A 23442-nucleotide genomic window follows, 5' to 3' on the forward strand; every position below is an offset into this window, starting at 1 on the left:
CCGCAATGGGAGAGGCGCTTTATGAGAGCACCTCGCGGTGCCAGTATCTACGCATTACGAATCAATACCTTGATGAGATTGTTTTGATAAAACGGTCCGAGTAATTATAATGGCGTTCCCTTATATTGATTTAATAGTGAATAACTACAATTAGGAAATAAACATGTCCCGTCTCGCAGAATTTCGTGCTCTAGAGCAACAGCTTGCACGCCAGATTCAAGATCTGGAAATACTCAAAAACGACCCAGTCCTTCAGAAATCGATCGAGTTTGAAAGCAAACTGAAAAAATTGATGTCGCAGTACAATCAAGATCTTCGTAGTGTTATCGTAATTCTTGATCCAAATGTGTCACTTCGTGCGTCCGCAGATGGCGGTAGTGAGAAAAAGCAACGTAAGGCTAGAGTTCTCAAACGCTACAAGAACCCAGAGTCGGGAGAAGTGATTGAGACAAAAGGTGGTAACCACAAAATTTTGAAACAATGGCAGCAGACGTACGGTACTGAGGCGGTAGAGGGCTGGGCTCAGGAATAGGTAGGCCCTTAGGGAAGAAGTAAGCAACAATTTTAATTTTAACGGCGTCTCCGTTTGAGTGGCAAAAAATATCGACTTAATCGAAAATTAGACCTTTCCTCCTCTCAGTTGTAGAAGTTCAGACTTGATCTGGCGGTTATGGGTTTCCGGTAGTGACTGTCAGGTTAAGTTCAGTTGATATTTTTAGCCCGGCCGTTCTACGCTGGGATCCTTGCTTCGCGTGAAGTAATGTTTCAACTTCTATCCAGCCCATTTTCGGTCGTTCAATGTAATTATCTCTATGCGGGTTCGCATGTGTTCACCGTACCGACTATTTAGTACTCATTCGGCTATGGCTGCCAGAAGGGGGGGCTCTCGCGATTGATAACCTGCCCCCGGTGTCAGGCTAGTTGTCGCCTGAGCTGATTTATCAAAACGATAGATCGGGGGCATAAAAGAGAGCTGTAATGTCGAGCTATTCACCTGAGCGTAAAGCGGCCCTTATCAATAAATTACTGCCGCCTCAAAACATGTCCGTGGCCGCGTTGTCGCGTCAAGAAGGCATCTCTCAAGCCACCCTGTATGCTTGGCGAACCAAGCTCAAAGCAGGAGGCGCAGTGGTGCCCGGAGATAAAAGCAGTGCCGATAACTGGTCGGCTGAAGCCAAGTTCGCAGCTGTGTTGCACACGGCCACGTTGAGCGAGATCGAGCTGAGCGAATACTGTCGCAGCAAGGGTTTGTACCCAGAGCAAGTTAGCGCTTGGCGTCAAGCCTGCATCAGTGGCCAGCTGACAGCCCAGGCACAGCGCCAGGCCGAGCGAGAACAGGCGCGCGCCGACAAAAAACGCATCGCCGAGTTGGAGCGCGAACTGCGGCGCAAGGACAAGGCGCTCGCTGAAACCGCCGCGATTCTGGTGTTGCGAAAAAAGATGAATGCCTTCTGGGGAAACGACAGCGAGGACGTCTGACCTCGCTGCCAGAACGGCAACAACTCGTTGAACGTTTTAACCAAGCCGTTGCTTCTGGTGCGCGCAAATCTATTGCCAGCGCGGAGATCGGGCTGTCGCTGCGCATCCTGCAACGTTGGGCCCTGACACCAGTTATGCAGGCCGATGTGCGCACCACCACATTACGCCCGCGACCGCCCAATGCCCTGAGTGAACAGGAACGTTTCGCTATTTTGGAGGTGTGCAACAGCTCGCCATTCGTCAGCCTGCCGCCCAGCCAGATCGTCCCGATACTGGCCGATCAAGGCCGTTATCTGGCCTCAGAGGCCACCTTTTACCGCGTCCTGAAGGAAGCTGATCAGCAGCACCGACGTGGCCGCAGCCATGCACCGCACAAGCATGCTACGCCGACTACTCACCACGCAACCACAGCCAATAAGGTCTGGTCTTGGGATATCACCTACTTGCCATCGCCAGTGCGTGGGAAGTACTACTACCTGTATTTGATCGATGACATCTACAGCCGAAAGGCTGTGGGCTGGGAGGTTTACGAGCAAGAATGTGGCGAGCTGGCGAGCTGGCGAGCTGGCGGCTGAACTGATGCAGCGCACCGTGCTCACCGAACGCTGCGCCGGGCGGCCCTTAGTGCTGCACTCGGACAACGGCGCACCGATGAAATCGGTGACGCTGCTGAGCAAACTTTACGAACTCGGCATCGCCCCATCACGAGGGCGACCACGGGTGAGCAACGATAATCCCTACTCAGAATCGCTGTTTAGAACCCTGAAATATTGCCCGCAATGGCCTACTGGTGGATTTGCAGATTTGGACGCGGCACGCAGCTGGGTGCGCGACTTTATCCGCTGGTACAACCACCAACACCGCCACAGCCGCATCCGCTTCGTGACCCCGGCACAGCGTCATCGAGGCGAGGATCAAGAGATCTTAGCCAAGCGTCATGCGCTGTATCAGCAAGCCCGCAATCAGCATCCACACCGCTGGTCGGGTGCGACACGCAATTGGCAGCCCATCGGTGCTGTCACACTCAATCCGGAAAGGGACTTACCGACACTGAAAATAGCCGCATAAAAACACAGCTGACGCGACAACTACCTTGCAAAACGCCGCCTGCACCTCGCGGTGCATCGTTACATTGTCCAAAGGCGGTCTTGATTCAGTCTTCTAGATTCACCCGGTGACACGGGTGGTTCCCTCCAAGTGGGATCAACTTCTGTAATCGACTTCGTGTCGCACTTCGGAGACGTTGTTGTCGATCGGTAAGCCGCCGGCTTTCACGCGGCCGCGACCCTTGACAACACGCGGTGCAGCTTCCGGGTCGCGCGACATTAGCGCAATAGACTCCGCTTCCTTGTCTGATTCGATCATCATGATCCCTTGAAAAATTATTGGCTCGTTTCATTAGCTTCATCGCCCACGCCAGCAGCCTGAGTCTGGCCTTTCTGATTGTCGCCGTGTTGCTGCTGGGTGTTTCGCTGAGTGGACGTATCTTGAAGGTATGAATCCCTAAGGTTCAGGGCCTTGGTGTCGTTGGCAACGAAGACGCCAACAGATCACAGATCAATACATAGTGCGGAGCTTCCGGGGGCATCTGCGCTGCGAATTCGCCAGACTTCAGCGACAGTTCTTCGAGCGAGGCGCGAGGCCGAGCCGGTCGGCACCACCCAATGCATCGGGTAGGCGGGCCAGTAACGTGTTGCGCACTGAGTCGAAACGCAGCACATCAGTGCTGGACAATAATGTCCTTGGCTGACTAGGGAATAGCAATGAAGTCAGTTTGGAGATTGTAAAAAAGGCAGTAAAGAAAGTGATGTATTGACGCGGACTTTTTTGTTATTGGCGCGACATGATCTTTATTATTACGACACTTTGATTCTTTGGATTAGGCAATAACCGCGATTCCTCACGGATCGTAGCAGGCGCTCTCCATTAGAAAAGGTACTGAATTTCTCTTGCAACCTACTCAGGCACATTTCAAGGCCACGGTAGTGAGCGGGGTCTCGATGGATGCAAAGTATGAGCTCTGCCTTGCTACATACTCGTCGGTCGCTAAGGAGTAGCTGTTTGATTAGCAACGACTCTATGTTTGTGAGCGGGATTTTTTTTCGGTCGTGGACCAAGGTTTGTTGGTCGCAGCTAAACCACCATGCCTCATGATCGGGGTGCTGGATTTTAACGTGATCTATATGGGGTGCGTGAACATAATCAAAGACATATTTCTGCGATGAAATGCTCGGTGCGTGGATAACAGAGCTCGCAGTTATCCTCTGGTTTTGTGTGAGTGATTTAGCGTACTCGGACAAAATCGAAATCTTCAAGTTAGGACCCTCTCTGTGAGAAATGCAGAGGAATAATGGTTTTTTTGTCCATCCAGTAAATTGCAGTGTTGCTTTAAATTTGGATGGATAGTGCTCGTGCTGTCACCCAAACTACCGGGCTATTGTTGTTGAGAGCCTTTGGCAGTGATGACATTTTTTTGATTTCACTTCGGGTTGTGATATGCATCCGTGCACCAGGTGATTAAATGAAAGTCTGTTCAGTTTTAAGGTCGATTCACTAGGTGTTTCAATAGTAAGGTTGTCCATACTTGAATGTTTCTCGTCAGATGATGGATGCCTAGGTTTTTAGTAGTGGTCAGGTGTTTTATGTCTATATAATAATCCCCCGGCACAGTCTATAACCAAAGCCCCGCACGTTTTGAATGGCATTGATGTCGTAGGTGCTTTTTATTTTACTACGCAGCCTGCTGATTTTTTTTTCCAACGCGCGAGGATCATAGAATTTTATATTCAGCTCAAGAACTCTGGCGATATCGTCATGGCTTAGAATGTGCTGTTTTGCACATATCAAAGCGTCCAGGACTTTCATTTCTGTATAAGAGATCTCTAGTTTATTTAAATGTCCGCGCAAGCATAGACATGTTCGGTCTAAAACAAGATGTATTTTCTTTTCCAGTTCAAAGTTATGAAATGCTTTGGAAAGAAAGTTTTCTTTTTCAGTGCGTTCGGCCGGTATTGTAATGCAATGGTCAACACCTGCTATGTAGCAGCTTACCTTTTTAAATGGCTTCGTGTGTGTGATTAATACAATAATACTCACAAGAAAATGCTGGGTACGGATTTTTTTTACGAGTTCTAATCCTTCATTTAAGCATGCAGGTGCGTCGATCTCAATGATGATTGCACTTGCGCTGGCTATGTCGGAAATCTTATCGAGTGGCGTACTGTATTCTAAAACATCTACATGTACAGTTTCCGACACAGTCAACTGCCTTAAGCCTTCTGCCAATGCCTGCGTATGACCAAACGCTACAATCACAGTATTTTTTTGTCCCTTCGAGCACGATGTATAATCCATTTCAACTACCCAAATACTTGAATATGTATGTTTGTCATCTTGCCATATTGGTTCATTCTTAAATTCGACAATTTATAACATTTTTTTATGGGGTATTGTTCTCAGTCTTTGCCATTTCGTATCCCGACGTGCGTCAGAATGCGTAAGCGCGCCTGGCATGATTGCATCGATAGCGGCAGTGCAGTAGCAGCTCTGTGACCTCGCTTGCTCTTAGTACATTTGCATGAGTGCATAGTGAAAATAGACATAAGGAGCATGCCGTAGACTGATACCCACAGAATAAAGCCCACTGGTTAGCGGTTTCGCCTTAGAATCAAGCTGGCAGCATTTCGTCAGGGCGGCTATAGCCCGTGAATCGATCTCATTGTTGGATATCCGGACGTAGTTATTCGCACTCGCCCCTTTTAAGAGTCGTGTGTGAGAGTTTCTTGCATACACTCGATAAGCATCCCCGCAAAAGCCTGCTAGGTGTCCTATGTTGTATTGCTGTGTTGTAGAATAAGCGTTGGTTTCATCAAGTTCGTCGCTTTTCAGCTCAATTTCTGCATGATGGGTGCAGCTTTCTATTGATCATTAACTTTGCCTCCGCCATCCAAGGGTTGGGCAGGGAAAAAGTATGGTCAGTCGCAGAGTGTTTTTCGTCACGGGTCGAAAGCTCTGGCGTAGGTGCCGTCAAGCTATTGAAAAGCTGATTCAGTATTTACGTCGAGATGTGCCTTCATATCGATGACATATCTATTTCCTGTTTCGGTCCGAAAAAAATTCCGAAATAGCTTGATCTACCAATATCCAGGATGTGCACTGATCTGTCGGTACACAGTCAGGTAGGTGCTGCTCGCCATTGCATAGGAATTCAAAACTCTTCTATGGCTAAGGACGGTCTGAAGTACCCACCGATTTTTGATGCCCTCACTACTTGAGGCTCAAAAAATCATAAGTCGGCGAAAATCAGACCTTTCTTGTCCTTAATCCACGGTTCTTTCCTCTAGTCGCGCTGTTTCAGGGCAATTGGCCCGCATTACAGACGCACCTCGCCCATACCCATCAGCCGTTTTCGCACCATCCACAGGTTCGACAAAGCGAACAACGTTGTTTGCTGCGCGATGTTTTTCGACAAACCACGAAAGCGCACTTTCGTATAACCAAACTGGCGCTTGATCACGCGAAACCGATGCTCAACCTTCGCCTGCACCTGCACCTGCACCTGCACTTTCGCGTATTCGATCTTGCGTCGCATGCGCCCGATCAGACTCTTTTTTGCGTGCTTTTTATAGCGGCTTGGCCGGGCGGCAATCGACCAGGTCATCTTGCGATCCTGATGCTCGGGACGTTTGTCCACGCCGGTGTAACCGGCGTCGCCACACACTTAAGTTTCCTCACCGTGCAGCAACTGATCGACCTACGTCACGTCCGCCACATTCGCCACCGTGCCCACCAGGCGATGCACTAAACCCGACTCGGCATCAACGCCGATGTGCGCCTTCATCCCGAAAAAATATTGGTTTCCTTTCTTCGTCTGATGCATTTCGGGATCGCGTTTACCCTCTTTGTTCTTGGTCGCACTCGATGCATGAATGATCGTCGCATCGACCACCGTGCCTTGGCGCAGCATCAAACCACGATCACCCAGATAGCCATTGATGACCTGCAAAATCCCGCCTGCCAACTCATGTTTTTCCAACAAGCGGCGGAAGTTGAGGATCGTGGTTTCATCGGGAATCCGATCCAGGTGCAGCCCCGAAAACTGGCGCAGGATCGTGGTCTCGTAGAGTGCTTCTTCCATCGCCGGATTGCTGTAGCCAAACCAGTTCTGCATCAGATGTACCCGCAACATGGCCATCAACGGATACGCCGGCCGGCCCCCTTCGCCTTTTGGATAATGCGGCTCGATCAAGGCGATCAACCCCTTCCAGGGGACGACCTTGTCCATCTCGCTCAGGAAAATCTCACGGCGGGTTCGCTTACGTTTACCTGCGTACTCAGCATCGGCGAAAGAAATCTGCTTCATGGGGCTTAACCGTTCAGCTCATGTGATGGAGGACATTTCACCAGATTTGGAAACCTTTTTCAGAGTTTCCCTAACGACTTATTTTGCAAACAAACATCGCGCCGTAGGCGATATTTTCACTGAAATCAGTCGACACTCAGCCAGAAATATGTGTTTAAGAGCTTTCATGAAGCTAGATGTTCATATGTTAACATGATAGTGAAATGATGGCATAGTGATGTCACTATCTGTACGTTTCAAAAAGCAAAATTCTTGTGCAAGAATATATTTTGTATATGAAGTGTACAGGTTTGTCGTGATATTTTTTTGTTCAAAATCGTTAACATTGGTTCAGGTTTGTTCTAGCCTGAATTCAACACATAAGTGCAACGCTCACCCCCGCATAGACTTCATACGGTGTCTTCCAGCCCAGGCGTTTGCGAGGGCGTAAATTTATCTGCGCGACCACACGGTTTACAGCAGCAACCGTCAGCTTGCTGAAGTCACTGCCTTTGGGAAAATACTGGCGGAGTAAACCGTTGGTATTTTCATTCGTGCCGCGCTGGCAGGACGAATACGGGTCGGCAAAATAGACCTGGCAACGGCTCTTGTTCGCGATGCGCTCATGGCCGGCAAACTCCTTGCCGTTGTCCAGCGTCAACGTATGCACCACATGCCCATTGAACTGTAAATTGATCGCCCGAGTGACTTGGCGGCTATCTGAGCGCTTGACCGGGTAAGCGCTCAGATAGCCGCTTTTACGCTCAACCAGAGTGACCAAATTACCGCCCACCCCATGCACTGTGTCACCTTCCCAGTCGCCCAGCCGTTCTCGAGTTTCGACCTCAGCAGGACGTTCAGTGATCGACACCCGATTTCGCAACTGTCCCCGCCGGTCGTGGCTTCCATAGCGTTTACGGTAACGCTTTCGACGGTGCCGCAGATGCGTATAAAGCTCGCCGCCGCCCTGTTTGTCGGTGGCAATAAACCGATAAATCCACTCATGACTGACCGCCTGATCTGGTCGCTCTTGCTTGAGCCGATGACAAATCTGCTCTGGGCTCATTCCATGGTTGAGCCATATCGCAAGGTGATGACTCAACCAGGTAACCGGTTTGCAAAACTTCCGAGCCCCAGCGCGCCGGACATCACTTTCATGGGTCGCCGAAACCGCCTCGTAAACATTTTCAGAACGGTTGCGGCGAACCTCACGACTAATCGTCGAAGGGTGCACGCCCACCTGTTTAGCAATGTTTGCTTGGCTCTCTTTAGCCCTCAGACCCGCTTCAATCTGGTAACGTTGGCCATGAGTCAGCTGCCGGTAAGGCGTGGTCATCTGCGCTTGAATCCTTTGGTGTGAGAGCCTGGATTCTACCGGTGGCTGGCTCTCTGCCTCTCGTTTCAAGCGTTGCAGTTATTCTATGAATTCAGGTAGTTAAGACTGAAAATGGTTAATGACATGCCAAAGAGTCTCTGTTTTTCATGGGGTTGTCGCATCAGCCGCCTAACGATGCTGCTTGCTGCTCGATTCCCCAATTGTTTTTTCAAGCATAGGCAGACCCCCGGTAGCGACGCATATACTAACGAAAATGTACAGGATGGTTAATCTCGTCAGTAGGGAAGGGCCCGCATCAGTGCTGCGCGTGAACAAAAAAAAGAAAAGTCAGCGAAGGACACACGTGTTAGCCGCAAAGCATGATGGCAGAAGAGTTCGGTCGAGGTACTCGGTCTCGGATAGCGGTTGAAGTTATGAAAAGTGTGTGCGGTTATCGCCCCGTTTCGAAAATGTGGCGGTGCTTTGGCGCTGTTCCAGAATGAAAATCCGCAACCTTTTAGAATCAAGATGCGGCTTCTAAGGGTGTCAGTTCCGGTTAGAGGAACGCTTGTGCTTCGTAAAGAGAAGTGAGGTAGCGCTCGCGCATTCATGCGTGAGGAAAGGAAGGCCAGAAATATTCGATTCCCTAGGGAGGGCATGTATCTCTTTGGTCAAGCCGGGAATGGTACGCCCATTTGCACTCACTCATGAATAAGGCCGATGCGGCTGACGCACACCCACTGACAAGGCGATGCCAAGACCTTTCGTTTCGGTCGGTTTTCCGCTTGGGTGGGACGGGTTCTTCTACAGACCGGCATACCTAAACAGCGTTCGCTCAGTCACAGTTGCCGAACTCGACCATCTATTGGACTGAGCGGTTAATTCATTTATCTAAAGATAACGATATACTGTGCATCCAATGTCATGGATTGGTTATGCACATGGCCCGACCGACTTCCCCCTTCGCTTTAACGTCTTCTGATTTCATCGCCCTGCAAGGTTGGTTGCGTATGAGGACACTGGAACAGAGCCTCGTCCAGCGAGCGCGCATCCTGCTTCTACTGGCTGATGGATTGACGCCCAAGGCCGTCAGCGAGCAGTTGCAGGTCACGCCGCCGACGGTATTCAAGTGGCGAAAACGTTATCTGGAGGCGGGAATCGAAGGGTTGAACGATCTGCCGCGCAGCGGCCAGCCACTCAAACTTGGTCCCGAAAAAATCAACGAAATCCTGACACTGACCACCCGGCGCGTCCCCCAGGAAGCCACTCACTGGAGCGTTCGTTTGATGGCCAAGTATGCGCGGGTTACCACGTGGCAGGTTAGGCAGGTCTGGGCCGCTTCCGACCTCAAACCCCATCGTTTGAAGACCTTCAAAATCAGCAATGATCCTCATTTCGCCGACAAGGTCGTCGACGTGGTCGGGCTCTATCTGAACCCACCGGATAATGCCTTGGTGTTGTCGATTGACGAGAAAACCCAGATCCAGGCGTTGGATCGCACACCGATGCTGCCACTACGCCCAGGTCAAGTTGAACGTCGCACGCATGATTACAAGCGCCATGGTACGGCGAGTCTGTACGCGGCTTTCGACATCATGACCGGCCAAATAATCGGACGGATTACCCAGCGCCATCGAGCCGAGGAGTTTTTGGCTTTTCTGCAACAGATTGACCGCAGCACGCCAGCCGGACTGGATCTGCATGTGATTCTGGATAACAGTTCGACCCATAAAACTGCTGCAATCAAGCAGTGGCTGGAAAAGCACCCGCGTTTCAAATTGCACTTCACACCGACCAGCGCGTCTTGGCTGAACGCCGTGGAAGGTTGGTTTGCGCAGCTGGAAAGACGAGCGTTGTACCGGGCCGCCTTCACCAGCGTCGCCGACCTGAGGGCGGCTATCCGACAATTTATCGAGGCTCACAATGAGCATTCAGCCAAGCCGTTCAAGTGGAATAAAACGGCTGAGGCCATCATTAGCTCGGTACACAAGGCGAAGCTGAGCGTGATAAAAAATAAATTAATGGACTAGCCGCTCAGGCCACTAGTGGGTCATCGTCTCCGATCACTACGTTCAATCGTCCATATGGTTTGCAGGCATTGCCCTTCGCCAGAGAGCAAGCGTCCGGCGAAGGGCAGGGCAGGGACTTGATGCCGTCCTCACACTGGCGTTTACACGTTTCGCCATTGCCTGCGCACAGCGGTAGTCCAGTGTTACGGTCGAACAGGCTGTACTCTGCGCGGAAGTTCAGATCGGGCTCATTGAACAGCACGCGAATAGGAATGTTGCGGATCTTGCCGTTTTGGGATTTACGAATCTCCTCGTCGAGCGGGTGCAGCAACAGGCGCTTCGATTAGAACGGTCGCATTAATTCTCCGTCTCAGCGGAGATCGATATTGGCGCGTGAGGGTTACCCGCTTCAAAGTTTCTGAGTGTTTCCAGGTGCTCGCCAAGTAAATTCCAGGCGGTGGCCATTTCGGTGGCGTAGCTGTGCCGCTGATAGATTCGTTTCATTTTGTTATCTTCAGTGTGATTCAGGCAGCGCTCAGCTACTTCTGGTAATACTCCCAGTGCCGTCATCAGAGTGGCCCCTGTGCGACGTAGGTCGTGCGGTGTCCATTTGCCACTTGGTAGTAGCAGGGATTGGGCTTTGGAGCTGCGCCGGCTCAGAGTCCCTTGTTCAGGCTGGCGTTGACGGTCCCCTAGTTGTTTGGTCACGGTCTTGGAGCTGACAGGGCCGCTGTTATCTGTATTTGGGTAGCACCAGGTTGATTTGCCGTTAATCTGTTGTGTTCGCTTGAACTGGGCAACTGCAAAGTTCGACAGGCTGACGAGATGTGGTTTTCCATTCTTACTGTTTTCGCTGGGAATTAACCAGGTGCGCTGCTCAAGATCGATATGCTCCCATCTGCTGCTCAGCAGCTCACCAATACGACAGCAGGTGGATAGTGCAATCCAGATGGCCGCTTCGGTTGTCACCAGCAGACCGGCTTCCGGAGCTTTTTGGGAAAGGTTGCGTATCTCGTCATCATTTAAGACTCGATCACGCTCGACATCTTTACCGCCAATTTTGGCTTTGCGAATCCCAGCACTGGGATCGTGTTCGATCAGGTCGCGATCTACTGCAAATCGGAACATCTGACGCATAAGGGAGAAGGCTATTTTTGCAGCACGATTGACGCCACGCGAGAGCATTACATCAGTTACTTCTGTGATATGTCCCTTTTTCACGTCAGCTACCGCGATGTTGCCTAGAAAAGGTAGTACATCTTTTTCGAACATTCGGCGCACCTCCGCGCCTCCGTCCTTGCGATTGATCAAATCGACTTTGGCCCAGTGTTCAAATAGTTCAGTAACGCTCTTTCGGGCAGCTTGGCGGGCGAGCTCGGTTGCTGCAGTAGCTTTCTCAGCATTTAGCTGTGCCACCTTAGCGTCGCGGGCAGCGATACGTGCGGCTTCTTCGGACTCAAGATGTTCACGGATATTTTTGATGCCTGTTTTGTGCAGGCTCGCGAGTTCCATTGCTCTTTGTCGTGCATCCGACAGAGTCATGGTAGCGGCATCGTCCCCCGGACCATACGTACCAATTGGCAGAGCGTATCGCTTGCCTGCCTCGTTTGTGTATTGGAAATAGAAAAGGCGATCCCCGGCCGGGGTGATTCGCGCCAAAAGGGAGCCATGGCCCCAAATTGCTACTTCACTCATCCATTTATGAGTGTGGCCAGGCTTCGCCTTCATCGCCTTATCTGTGAGATTGGCCACGGTTATATCCTTGGTAGTGAATTGGTAGTGAATTGAGAGGAGCTTTAAGCGGATGATAGCGGATGCCAATGGACGTATGTAAGAGGATTGTCCAGTAATTTCAAGGGGGTAAGCTGTAAGCTTGGATTTTGTAGGGCTCTATTGGACGGTTATTCACCTTTATGGGGTGCTAGGGGTCGAGTGTTCGAATCACTCCGTCCCGACCATATAATTCAAAGGGTTGCGAGATTTTATCTCGCGACCCTTTTTTATTTGCCTGCGTTTTTACCCCTACAAATCGGCTGGCTCTGGGTAGATTTTCGGATGTGATACCACTATTGAAATTTGTCCCGTGGACTTCGGGCCCAGCTTGATAATTGAGTTGCATCGGTCTCTGTAGGTGGACATTCGATGATGGGATGAGAAATCAGCGACGACCAAAGGCACATTACGGCTCTCACTATAAGAGATATCATCCCGCCATCAGCTCAAGAGGGTCCCCCCCTGGCCGGCCAATTCCGGCCAGCCCTTGGGCATAACGACAAGGATTGTTGCGCATGGACGACATCGTTCAGCCCCTCACGCCCCAAGAAGAAGTTCAGCCTAAAGAATTAAAAATCCTTGCCACTTTGGTGGCGAAGCTGAACCTTGCGGATTTCCAGAACGCAATCCCGGTTATTCGCGAGCTTCGTATATCGAACGAGACGAGTGATCGCTTCATCAATGCCACTCTTACCCTTACCTCGGCTCCCGAGGTATTTAAGTCCAAGATCTGGCGTATCGACGAGATCGCTGCAGATAGCTTCCGGGTCATACCTGGGCTTGATCTTGTCTTGGACGGCCCGTTGTTGAGTCGCCTGACAGAAGCAGAGATGTCGACCTTTACGTTCGTTCTTGAAACCGATGACAAGGAGGCGGAGAGCGGTCGCAAGGAAGTTGCTTGGTTTGAACAGGTCGTAGACCTTCTGCCCAGAAACCAGTGGGGCGGATTGCGGCATATACCAGATATGACGGCGGCTTTTGTTCAGCCGAATGATGCGGCGGTTGAAAGGTTGCTCAAACAGGCGGCCGAGTTGCTTCGTCTTAGCGAGAAGCCATCCGCACTTGATGGATATGAGGGAGGCCCTAAACGAGCCTGGCAGTTGGCATCTGCAGTGTGGGGCGCGGTGGCGCGCATGAAGCTCGACTATGCGTTGCCGCCAGCTAGCTTCGAACAATCAGGACAGAAGATTCGTAGCCCCAGTCAGATTTCTGACTCCGGGTTGGCTACCTGTCTCGACTTGACTCTGCTTTTCTGTTCGGCATTGGAGCAGATCGGTCTTAACCCGGTGATCGTATTCACCCATGGTCATGCTTTTGCTGGTTTGTGGCTTAAGCCTGAAGAATTTACGACTGCAGTGGTGGATGATGTCATAGCAGTACGTAAGCGAGTGAAGCTTCAGGAACTCGTGCTGTTTGAGACCACTCTCATTACCCACAGCTCAATACCGCCATTCTCTTATGCGGTAGAGATGGGCACGAAACAGGTAGCCGAAGACGCTGAAAGTGTATTCGAGATGCTGCTGGATATCCGTCGCGCTCGTCTGCAACGTATCAAGCCACTCGCTAGCTCAGAGGCTCAGATCGCGCGTGTAGCCGTTGCTGAATCTGATGAAGCCCCATCGCTTCTGGTGGAGGAGGGGATCGGCATCGCCGATGACAACATTGAGGTGCAGGTTGAGGATCTGTCCAAGCTCGACCCAGCAGATCGCCTCGGCCGTTGGCAGCGTAAGCTTCTGGATCTGTCGCTTCGGAATAACTTGCTCAACTTTAAAATGGGTAAGCGAGCTCTGAAGCTTGAGTCTCCTGATCCAGGTGCGCTTGAGGACATTCTTGCAGGTGGACAGGCGCTGAAGCTGCTGATTAGGCCTGATCTGATGGATGGAGCAGATCCGCGGGAGCGCGCACTCTATGAGCAGCGTGAGCGAGAAGATGTTCGTCGTCGCCATGCTGAAGATGCTCTCAAGCGTAGGGAGGTATTCGTTGCGCTGACGTCCGCCGAAATGGATGTCCGGCTAACTGAGTTATATCGAAGCGCTCGTACTGCTTTGCAGGAAGGTGGCTCCAACACACTGTTCCTGGCCATCGGTTTCCTTAGTTGGACGCGTGAGGATAGGGCTGGGCAGAAGTACAAAGCGCCACTGGTCTTGGTTCCTGTCACTCTGGAGCGTAAGAGCGCACGCTCCGGATTCACTATGGTGCTGCACGATGATGAGCCTCGTTTTAATCCGACTCTGATCGAGATGCTGCGTCAAGACTTTGAGCTGGGCTTGGGTTCGCTGGAGCAGGAACTGCCTCGGGACGACTCTGGTCTGGATATCGCCGGAATTTGGAACAAGGTTGGTCATGCGATCAAGGACATCGCAGGCTGGGAGCTTAACGAGGACGTTGTGCTCTCGATGTTCTCGTTTGCTAAGTATCTCATGTGGAAGGATCTTGCCGAGAATGCAGAGCACCTTCGACAGAGTCCTGTAGTTCAGCACCTTCTGGATACGCCACGCGATTCGTTCATCTCCGATACCCCGTTTCCGGAAGCTGAGTCGCTGGACCGTGATTACGGCCCGACTGATGTGTTTTGCCCACTGCCATCTGATTCATCTCAGCTTGCTGCTGTGATGGCAGCAGCCAAGGGCAAAGACTTCGTTCTCATCGGCCCACCTGGCACGGGTAAAAGCCAAACGATTTCCAACATGATCGCCCAGTCGATCGCTCAAGGACGTCGGGTGCTGTTCGTGTCTGAGAAAATTGCTGCCCTGGATGTCGTGTACCGGCGCTTGCGTGAAATCGGTCTGGGTGAGTTCTGCCTTGAACTTCACTCCAGCAAAGCTCGAAAAACGGATGTCCTTGCTCAGTTGCAGTCGGCTTGGGAAGCGAAAGGGCAGGTAGACGCTGGCGCATGGGAGGTTGAAGCGCAGCGGCTGGCTTCCCTGCGTGACAGCCTCAATATTTATGTCGAGCGTCTGCATCGCCGGCACCGCAACGGCTACACCATCTACGATGCCATCGGGACGGTGACATCGGGTGTTGATGAGGCAGTAGCTCCACTTGGTTGGCCATCTCCGGACACGCATGATCAGAAGGCTATGCTTGAGCTTCGAGAACTGGGCGACCGCCTTGAAGTGAACGCCCAGGCTGTGGGCTACAGTCAGTTGGCAGGCAACGCTTTGTCCGCGGTAGGCCAAGCAGAGTGGTCGCCTCATTGGCAGCAACAATTCGTGCAGGCTGCTCGTGACGTGCTTCCCGCTGTGCTTGAAGTCCAGCGAGCTGCTGATCGTTTTGTTGAGTTGTCCGGGCTTCCTGTTACGGAGTACACCCCAACAGCGCTTGAGGGTCTATCGATACTTTCTCGAGCACTTCCTGCTGCCGCCGGGCAGGATTGGCGTTTCGCACTGCGACTCGATGCTCGCTCGATTTCTCAGCGTCTGAGTGACGGTTGTACTTGGGTCGATGAGCACCGGGACACTAACTCGAGGCTCTCCGCTCTCTGGCCCTCTCGTATTATTGCTGAAGCTAAACAAGGCATTGATCTGCTGCAGCAACGCCGCGCTATTTTCGTTGATCTAGGCCCGGCCTGGCCACAAAGTGTCACTGACGTTATTGGGCAAGCTGTCACATTGCTGGGTCAGATAGACGACCTCAAGCACCAGCTAACGGCGTCCTACGGCGACTCCATTGAAGCACTTGATACCGAGCTCCTGCTGCGCGAGTGGAAAGATGCGGAGGAGTCTTTCTGGCCTAAGTCTTGGTTCGGAAAACGCCGAATCGCTGGACTATTGGCTCCGACGCAGACGTCAACAGGTGAAGTCGATAATGCCAAGGATCTCGCTACTTGGGTAGAGATTCGAACGGTGCGTCGAGCAATCGACGAGCTGGAGCCGGGTCATGAGTGTGTTGCTGTTTGGCAAGGTGCTAAATCCGAAGCAACGCATCTCGCGACAGCGATCAAGCTGCAAGAGGCCATTAGGCTTCAGAAAAATGACTCCGCCTGGATCGATGACGGCTTGCAATTGGTTGAGCAGGGCCAGCTTGGTGATGAATTGAAGGAGGAACTCCGCCGGCTGCGTGCGCTGACTCGTCTCGATGCTGGGTTAGATGAGCTGGTCGATCTCAGTTCAGCAACTAGCTCTCTCTGGAGCGGTTTGACCACTGATATTGACGTGCTGACTGCAGCGCTGCGCTTCCAGGCTGAACGACGTGACATTGAAGAACGCGGTCGGCTTGTCGACGATCATCCTCATGTAGAGGAAGGGCGATGTGGCTCGTCGTTCAAAGCTGATTTTGAGTTGCTCAAGAAAAGAGCAGCAGTTGAACGAGAGTTGGTGGATCTGGCTGATCTGCGAGAAATCGTTCCTGTCTGGAATGACTTGAAAACGAAGGTTGACGTCGCACGTAGGGCGGTAGCGTTCCAAGGGGAGATGGCTACTGCGGTGGCGAAGCTAGCACTCAATCCTGAGCAGGTCGCGGCCTACAAAGCACCGCTTCAAACTTTGCTGGGTGATGGTAACGCATTACTTGAGCCGGAGGCTGCTATAGCCATTGCCGGCGTTACCCTTCGCGAAAAGCTTGAGCTGCTCCAGGAGCGAGCAGCGTACCTGACTGCCTTCGGTCATTTCACCGAAATGGGCGTCATCGAAACTGCCAACCTGGCACTAAGTGATATCAAGAAAAACTGCGAAACTGTCGTCTCGTCTGAATCGCGTCTCAAGGCATGGTGCGCTTGGCGGAAGGTTCGCGATGAGGCCTACGCTGTCGGCCTGGCTCCGATTGTTCAATCGATGGAAACAGGAGCCATCACCTCTGGAAAAGTCCGTCGTGTATTGGAAGTAAATTATGCCCGCTGGTGGCTGAACACGACGGTGGACAACGAAGAGGTGATCCGGACATTCGTCAGCGTGGAGCATGAACAGCGCATTCGTGATTTCCGGGCTTTGGATGACAAGTTCACCGAGTTGACCAAGGACTGGCTCCGAGCTCGGCTGTGTTCCGACCTACCAAGCCAAGACAGCGTGAGTCGCTCTTCAGAATGGGGAGTCCTGCGCCATGAGATGGGCAAGAAGACCAAGCATATTCCATTGCGTGAGCTGATGAGTCGTGCGCCAGAAGCGCTAACCAAGCTGACTCCATGCTTGCTCATGAGCCCTCTCTCCATTGCCCAGTATCTGCCGCCTGCCTCAACACCATTCGATCTCGTTATCTTCGATGAGGCATCTCAAATACCCGTCTGGGATGCCATCGGCGCGATGGCCCGAGGGAAGCAGGTGGTGATGGTGGGCGACCCGAAACAGCTCCCTCCAACTTCATTCTTTAACCGAGCTGAGTCGACCGCTGAAGATGAGGATGTAGAGGATGATCTCGAGAGTATTCTGGATGAGTGCATCAGTGCCAACCTGCCGATGCGTAACCTGAACTGGCACTACCGTAGCCGCCACGAGAGTCTGATCGCTTTCTCGAACCAGCGTTACTACCAGTCGAAGCTGGTGACCTTTCCATCACCGTTTACGGCCGACAAAGCGGTACGGTTGTGCCCTGTCCCGGGTGTGTATGACAAGGGCGGGGCGCGAACCAACTTAATTGAAGCAAGATATTTAGTTGCTGATTTGGTTGCTCGCCTACAGTCTCCGGCCTTCCGCAAAAGCAGGCGAACCGTAGGGGTCGTAACCTTTAACGGCGAGCAGCAGAAGCTCATCATGGACATGCTGGATGAGGCTTGCCGGAAAGACCCATCACTCGACTCATATTTCGCTGAGTCCGAGCTGGAGCCTGTGTTCGTCAAGAACCTTGAGAGCGTTCAAGGCGATGAGCGAGACATCATCTATTTCTCGACCACCTACGGGAAAGACGCCGCCGGTGTGCTGTCCATGAACTTCGGCCCGATGAACCGCCCTGGTGGTGAGCGTCGACTGAACGTGGCTATAACCCGTGCTCGCCGGGAGCTTGTGGTGTTCTCGACTTTGCGACCAGAGCACATTGATTTGGCTCGTACGCAAGCGATTGGGGTGCGAGATCTCAAGCACTTCCTGGAGTTTGCAGAGCGTGGCCCGCAGGCACTCGCAGAAGCTGACTTTGGTAGCGTGGGAGGTTTCGACAGCCCATTCGAAGAAGCGGTTGCAGCGGCCTTGGCTAAAAAGGGGTGGCAGATACATACCCAGATTGGCGTTTCCTCCTTTCGAGTAGACCTTGGGGTTGTTCACCCTGATGCTCCTGGACGGTACCTTGCCGGTGTGGAATGCGACGGTGCTACCTATCACCGCAGCGCCACCGCTCGCGATCGTGACAAGCTCCGTGAATTTGTACTGCGTGGACTTGGCTGGGAGATCGCTAGGATATGGTCAACGGACTGGTGGGTTGATGCAGTTGGAACTGCCGAAAAGGTACATCAACGTCTGAACGAGCTCCTTGCTGAGTCCCGAGCCAAGCAGGCTGTCATCAATGCCGCTCAAGAGGCAGAGCGACTGAAAATCGACGCGGCTATGGCTGAGGTCATTGAGGTAGTGGATCAGGTGGCTGTGGTCGCCGCAGCCAATGATCCCTCAGGCGCATTGCCTGAGTTGAAGTATGCCAAGGCGGCATTTATCAGGCCAGTTGAAGATGTCCTGGCTTTTGCTCGTCCCGTTGAACATTTGGTTTATAAGGAAGCCGATCCTCGTCAGGCGGTGGGGTTGGTCGATCCAGATCAGTTTTTTGAGCCGAGTTACACAGAAACGTTGGAGCAGATGATTGCTCATGTGGTAGCGGAAGAGGGACCGGTTCTGGACACAGAGCTCGCAAGGCGCATTGCCCGGGCTCATGGCTGGGTGCGAACCGGCTCACGGATACGTGATCGCGTTGACCAAATTGCCCGGGCACGATTCCGTTCACATGAAGAGGAGCAGACAGGAGTCTTCTTCTGGCCTGCTCATATCGAGTCGGACACCAGTGTCGTCTTCCGTAAGCCCGGCGACGAAGATTCCACGAGAGGGCTATCTGAAATCTGCCTGCAAGAACTGCGTGCTTTGGTTGATGAGATGGTGCAGCGGGGCCACGAAGGGGAGTCTTTGATATACGCGGTTGCGAAGGAAGCTGGTGTAAGCAAGCTTGCTCATGCGGGACGTCAGCGAATTGAGAAGGCCATACGTCAAACGGCGGAGTAGCGAGAAGGAGGGGATAAAGGTATCCCTTATTTGTGGATGATTGGCCATGCCCTCGCGCTGTGATGCGTGGAGTACAAATGCACTCCTTCTGGGCCCCTTTGTATTTTCAGTTTCCAGGTTCTCAGGTGATTCAGACAGAGCTAGGAGCTATGTTAATGTGCCACCACATGAACGGTATGGAGAGTCGTGATGGGTTGGAAAGGGACTGTACGTTCGCTGCAAGCGTCTGCGCGGCGATCAGAACGTAGCGCTCATCGTCGGCAGCATGAGCTCGATAAGGGACAGAAAGAGTACGCAAAAATGGAAGCGCTGGAGCAAGCAGCGTATGAAGTCGATGTGTACGAAAATCACATAGATATCCTCCTTTCGATGCACAAGGATTGTGCCGAGCCTGTGAAATGGAAGCGGCTCCTCTCCAATCCAGAGCCTAGACAGCCACTCAAGAGCGGTACTCTTGAGCAAGAAGCTACACATGCTGCCGCTACATATCGCCCCAATTTCTGGGCTCGCCTCTTCAAGCTAGAAGCTCGTCAGCGCGTAGTCCTGATAGGCAAGATTGGCGCTGCACAGGCGGAAGATGAAAGGCAATATCAGGCTCAGTTTGACGAATGGAAAACTGCCTATTCCGAGTGGGCAGAGGAGAGGGATATTGCGATCCGTATCCTTGATGGTGACCGTCAGGCAAAGTTAGATGCCATCGAAGCTTTTGAGTCGTTTGAAGAAATCTCACACCTCGGCTCAGCCATTCAGATGATTGTTCATGAAGGTGGTGTCCTAGAAGCCAGGGTCGCTATCCATGGCTCCGGCGTGATTCCGACCGAAATCAAATCTCTCCTCAAAAGCGGCAAGCTGTCGACCAAAGCTATGCCTGCTGGGCGGTTCAACGAGCTTCACCAGGACTACGTGTGCAGTTGCGCCCTGCGAGTAGGTCGAGAGTTGTTGGCAATCCTGCCGGATGACCTAGTCATCGTCACCGCTCTGGACAATGTGCTCAACAGCTCGACAGGTCATATGGAGGAGCAGCCAATTCTGAGTGTTGCGTTCTCTAGGCCAACCATTGACGGGCTTAACCTCGAAACCATCGATCCGTCTGATGCGATGAAGAATTTTTTCCATAACATGAGCTTCAAGAAGGGCGCCGGATTCTCGACCGTTGCCGCCCTTGATGCTCAGCGCTTCGCCGTAACCGCATAACTGAATCATCTGAGAATCCAGAGAATGACATGGCAAACATGAAACGAATTGGCTTGTACACAGGCATATTGGGAGCCTTGGCATCAGTGGCGGCGCTCGTCCTACCGACCCAGGCGGTTTCGCACAGCTCCAGCGGTAACAACAGTCCGGTAATTTCTGGCAACGGCAACAACGTCAGCTATCAATCCGGTTTTCCCGATCTTGAAACGATAAGAGCCCAGCGTCCCAACATCAGTGACCAACAATACGCTGCAATTGAGCCTGGCATGACATATGAACAGGTGCTGGACATCGTCAAGATTCCCGGTAAGGAGGCCGCCAGCGGCGGCAACGTGCAGATCTATACGTGGGGTACGGAGGTGTACGTATATATGGTGGTGACCTTGGTGGGTGGCAAGGTTCAATCCAAATCTCATTGATGCGATGACCGCATATCCGATCTCTATTGTCGGCGATAATTCTTCAGGCTGGGGGGTTAGGAAGGCGTTTCTGGTAAGGGCTTTGGAAGCGCTCGACCTTGCTTGGTAGCACGGTCAGTACAGTCGATACGTTGATAAACGTCGACTGCGTTAGGTCTCTGCAAGAAGCGATTCCAGGATCCTCCACCACGTTGAGTAGGATTTGACGTATGCGGTTTAGTTACAAAACAATTGATTCCTGCAAGGAACGCACAGCATTGGAGCACCATGGACAGAACTCTCCCTATCACCATTGACGAATCTACGTGGCCAGGCCCTGGGGTGCCTCCTCTTTTCCCTCGGTCTTTCAAAAAGGGGCGCAGTCATTACGATTTAAATATACCGTCAATGCTCCTGATGATCGGCTATCTGACGACGCCAGCGGCGACGACGGGAGTCACGCTGAGTGAGTTCTGGGCATGGGTTAGATATCTAGCAGCAATCACCCCTGGTGATGCGGAGATGAAGCTAACACATAGCTTTGCAGAGCTTGACGCTCACCAGAAGACTATTTTGAGCGATGACTTCGGCATGGGAGTATCTATGCTTTGGCTCACAGATAAACTAGATCTAGATCTGATCGTCGACGGCCGTTATTTCATGCAACAGTACGCGGCGTCCTTGCTTGTAACGCAGCGTCGAATTGCGAAACGAGGACCTAATAAGACTCCCGATTTTGTAGCCAGGGATACAAGGGGTCGATGGCATGTCATTGAATGTAAGGGAACACAGTCGGGTGTTGACTACAGCGAGCGGCAACTCTCAGGAGGAATAGCTCAGAAGCAATCTCTGCTTTTCCCCAAAGGACACGTCGGACAGCGCCTTGTATGTGGGCTTACTATCGGCATCGAAGGAGCAGAAGGAAGCCGTTTGAAAGTGATTGACCCCGTCCCCGATGAGCCAGTCGAAATTTTGTCCCAGGACCTACCAAATGCAACTGACGCGGCTACAAGGGGTGTCATGTCCAAACTATTGCGAATGGCAGGGTTCGAGATCTCGGCAGAAGCTGTCGCTTCGCCGTCTGGGAAGGTGCTAGCTTGGGGAGGAAAAGAGACACGAGCAGCAGAAGATAAGCGTCACCAGTTGATAAAAGAACGTGATGTGATAGCACGAGCCGAGTTGAGTGATGCTGATAGTCACAAGCGGCTGTTTGATGAAAAGTTCATTGGTCGTGAAACGCGTATTGAGCTCCCTCGGGCAATTCGAGTGGGGGGCGACTTTGTATCCCACGTCATCGTGCGACAAGGCATCAACCGCGATGCTGTGAGTGAGCTTGCCGAGCAGCCAACAATCGTTGAGCTCATTAAGAATTCTGAATTCGATTGGCCAGAACTGATTGGCCGAAACAGAACTACATCAGACGGTTTCTCAGCCTCGCTGGACATCGGCAAGCTATTCCGTGCCGAGCTTATTCTGCGCCGCTAGAGGGGGCGGATCGAAACCAGATACTGAATTGCCCCACAAATCAACGTAAGGAGTTCACGATGACGAAAGAAGTTTCCACAATTGAGTCCGCAGCTAGCCTGACGGGCATAGACCTCAACAAAGCTGTTGCCGAAGCTCAAGAAGTCGGAAAACTGTTTGAGAGAATGGGAATTAAAGAAGCCACCCTTCACAACGGAAACTACTTCAACCATAATCTTGAAAACAATACAAAAACCGTCGTGACTGAGGGTTGTATCGTCCAAGAGCAAGAGAATACGGTGACCGTTATTCTGAAGAAAATAGATGCAAAATCTCTTGCCGCCGTTTCAGAGATTGATGGTCAAACACAAAAAGCTCTAGGGTCATTCGTTGGAAAATCTCAACCGTGGATCTCTCAAAATAAGGAGTAACATATAACAGTTGGTTCAAGCTGTTCGCTCCGCTAACTTTGGACGTCGCGCAAGCAGAGCTTGCGAACGTCCTTTAGCTAAACGTTAGGAGGATTTATGGCTGAAATTTCCTGTATAGACCGAGATGGGCAGTCTCGAATTTATACATACACCGTCACCAAAAACTTCCAAGAGAGCGAGTGGTCTTATCGATTCAGGTCAATCCCTCCTCCTGAATCTGGTGAGGCGTTTGAAATAACCGTGAGCCTTATTTCTGGCTCAGAGGTTCAAGTTATAGCTATGTACAATAATGGTGAAAGTGAATACGAAGCTAAAGGCATACCAGATTTCGGTATTCCATTGATTGCCTCTGAATTACAAAAAACTGTATGTTCAAGTCCCAACCTTTGTATGAACGGTGTATTTCGCACGCCTCAGGCCACCAAAGTTTGGCAAAGGCTTGTTGACAAAGGGCAGGCTATGTATTCGGAAGCAGAGGACGTGTATCGCACCTTTTAATAATGGGTTCAAGTCGCTCGTTTCGCTCATTAGGATGGGCTAAACCCCCCGGGGTCGTTGGCGGTCAGCGACTCGAGTTCTTTTATGGTGATTTTGGCCATAAAATCGGTTCCCCCTAACTTTTCCCCCCACAAAAACGTCGGCTCTTGATGGACGTTACTGGACTCTTGTGGAGCAGAACACCGCTGGAGCTCAAGTAAATACCAGCTTAGAAAAATCCAGAGTAAAATTTTGGAAGCTTTCGAGAAGTATGAAAAAGGAGATGGGGTGCTAGGGGTCGAGTGTTCGAATCACTCCGTCCCGACCATATAATTCAAAGGGTTGCGAGATTTTATCTCGCGACCCTTTTTTATTTTTGGTCGTTTTTACCCCTACAAAACGACTGGCTCTGGGTGGAATCCTCAGCTGATTCC

General features: G+C 51.7%; 14 protein-coding genes and 3 pseudogenes. 9 read left to right on the forward strand and 8 right to left on the reverse strand.

Going from position 1 to position 23442, the window contains the following annotated elements:
- Positions 1 to 163 precede the first annotated feature (163 nt).
- Together RHM55_RS24865 and RHM55_RS24870 are read left to right on the forward strand one after the other, a co-directional pair.
- Positions 164 to 532 carry a histone-like nucleoid-structuring protein, MvaT/MvaU family gene (locus RHM55_RS24865; RefSeq protein ID WP_322178778.1) on the forward strand — a complete coding sequence of 123 codons (369 nt, stop codon included), beginning with the start codon at positions 164 to 166 and terminating at the stop codon, positions 530 to 532.
- 446 nt (positions 533 to 978) lie between these two features.
- Positions 979 to 2547 (forward strand): annotated as a pseudogene (locus RHM55_RS24870) (IS3 family transposase).
- Positions 2548 to 2682: 135 nt separating this feature from the next.
- Here RHM55_RS24870 and RHM55_RS24875 read toward each other — a convergent pair.
- The 6 genes and pseudogenes from RHM55_RS24875 to RHM55_RS24900 all read right to left on the reverse strand — a co-directional run bounded on the left by RHM55_RS24875 (position 2683) and on the right by RHM55_RS24900 (position 8156).
- Complete coding sequence (locus RHM55_RS24875; protein ID WP_322178779.1) at positions 2683 to 2844, reverse strand: hypothetical protein; 162 nt, start codon at positions 2842 to 2844, stop codon at positions 2683 to 2685.
- 246 nt (positions 2845 to 3090) lie between these two features.
- Positions 3091 to 3213, reverse strand: coding sequence for a hypothetical protein (locus tag RHM55_RS24880; RefSeq protein ID WP_322178780.1), 123 nt, complete (start codon positions 3211 to 3213; stop codon positions 3091 to 3093).
- Positions 3214 to 3335: 122 nt separating this feature from the next.
- On the reverse strand, positions 3336 to 3794 hold the full coding sequence (locus RHM55_RS24885) for a winged helix-turn-helix domain-containing protein (RefSeq protein WP_322178781.1): 459 nt from the start codon (positions 3792 to 3794) through the stop codon (positions 3336 to 3338).
- A 331-nt stretch (positions 3795 to 4125) separates the two neighbouring features.
- Positions 4126 to 4833 carry a winged helix-turn-helix domain-containing protein gene (locus tag RHM55_RS24890; protein ID WP_322178782.1) on the reverse strand — a complete coding sequence of 236 codons (708 nt, stop codon included), beginning with the start codon at positions 4831 to 4833 and terminating at the stop codon, positions 4126 to 4128.
- Positions 4834 to 5851: 1018 nt separating this feature from the next.
- Positions 5852 to 6841: pseudogene (locus RHM55_RS24895) on the reverse strand (IS5 family transposase).
- Positions 6842 to 7193: 352 nt separating this feature from the next.
- Positions 7194 to 8156, reverse strand: coding sequence for an IS30 family transposase (locus tag RHM55_RS24900; RefSeq protein WP_322178783.1), 963 nt, complete (start codon positions 8154 to 8156; stop codon positions 7194 to 7196).
- Between the two features lie 920 nt (positions 8157 to 9076).
- On the opposite strand from RHM55_RS24900, the gene RHM55_RS24905 reads away from it, so the two are divergent.
- Positions 9077 to 10165, forward strand: a complete 1089-nt coding sequence (locus RHM55_RS24905; protein WP_322178784.1) for an IS630 family transposase — start codon at positions 9077 to 9079, stop codon at positions 10163 to 10165.
- A gap of 13 nt (positions 10166 to 10178) precedes the next feature.
- On the opposite strand, the pseudogene RHM55_RS24910 reads toward RHM55_RS24905, so the two are convergent.
- Positions 10179 to 10475 (reverse strand): annotated as a pseudogene (locus RHM55_RS24910) (hydrolase or metal-binding protein); the annotation flags it as partial.
- A gap of 26 nt (positions 10476 to 10501) precedes the next feature.
- Positions 10502 to 11896, reverse strand: coding sequence for a tyrosine-type recombinase/integrase (locus RHM55_RS24915; protein ID WP_322178785.1), 1395 nt, complete (start codon positions 11894 to 11896; stop codon positions 10502 to 10504).
- 536 nt (positions 11897 to 12432) lie between these two features.
- On the opposite strand from RHM55_RS24915, the gene RHM55_RS24920 reads away from it, so the two are divergent.
- The 6 genes from RHM55_RS24920 (at position 12433) to RHM55_RS24945 (ending at position 23029) form a co-directional block, all read left to right on the forward strand.
- A complete protein-coding gene (locus RHM55_RS24920; protein ID WP_322178786.1) occupies positions 12433 to 19044 on the forward strand; it encodes a DUF3320 domain-containing protein in 6612 nt (2203 codons plus the stop codon).
- Positions 19045 to 19344: 300 nt separating this feature from the next.
- Positions 19345 to 20238: a hypothetical protein gene (locus tag RHM55_RS24925; protein ID WP_322178787.1), complete on the forward strand. Its 894-nt coding sequence runs from the start codon at positions 19345 to 19347 to the stop codon at positions 20236 to 20238.
- A gap of 29 nt (positions 20239 to 20267) precedes the next feature.
- A complete protein-coding gene (locus RHM55_RS24930) occupies positions 20268 to 20657 on the forward strand; it encodes a hypothetical protein (protein ID WP_322178788.1) in 390 nt (129 codons plus the stop codon).
- 387 nt (positions 20658 to 21044) lie between these two features.
- Positions 21045 to 22121: a hypothetical protein gene (locus RHM55_RS24935; protein WP_322178789.1), complete on the forward strand. Its 1077-nt coding sequence runs from the start codon at positions 21045 to 21047 to the stop codon at positions 22119 to 22121.
- Between the two features lie 59 nt (positions 22122 to 22180).
- Positions 22181 to 22531: a hypothetical protein gene (locus tag RHM55_RS24940; RefSeq protein WP_322178790.1), complete on the forward strand. Its 351-nt coding sequence runs from the start codon at positions 22181 to 22183 to the stop codon at positions 22529 to 22531.
- Between the two features lie 96 nt (positions 22532 to 22627).
- The gene (locus tag RHM55_RS24945; RefSeq protein WP_322178791.1) at positions 22628 to 23029 is read left to right on the forward strand and encodes a hypothetical protein; all 402 of its coding nucleotides are present in this window, start codon (positions 22628 to 22630) and stop codon (positions 23027 to 23029) included.
- Positions 23030 to 23442: the final 413 nt, after the last annotated feature.

Source organism: Pseudomonas sp. MH9.2 (genome assembly GCF_034353875.1).
Taxonomy (GTDB): Bacteria; Pseudomonadota; Gammaproteobacteria; order Pseudomonadales; family Pseudomonadaceae; genus Aquipseudomonas.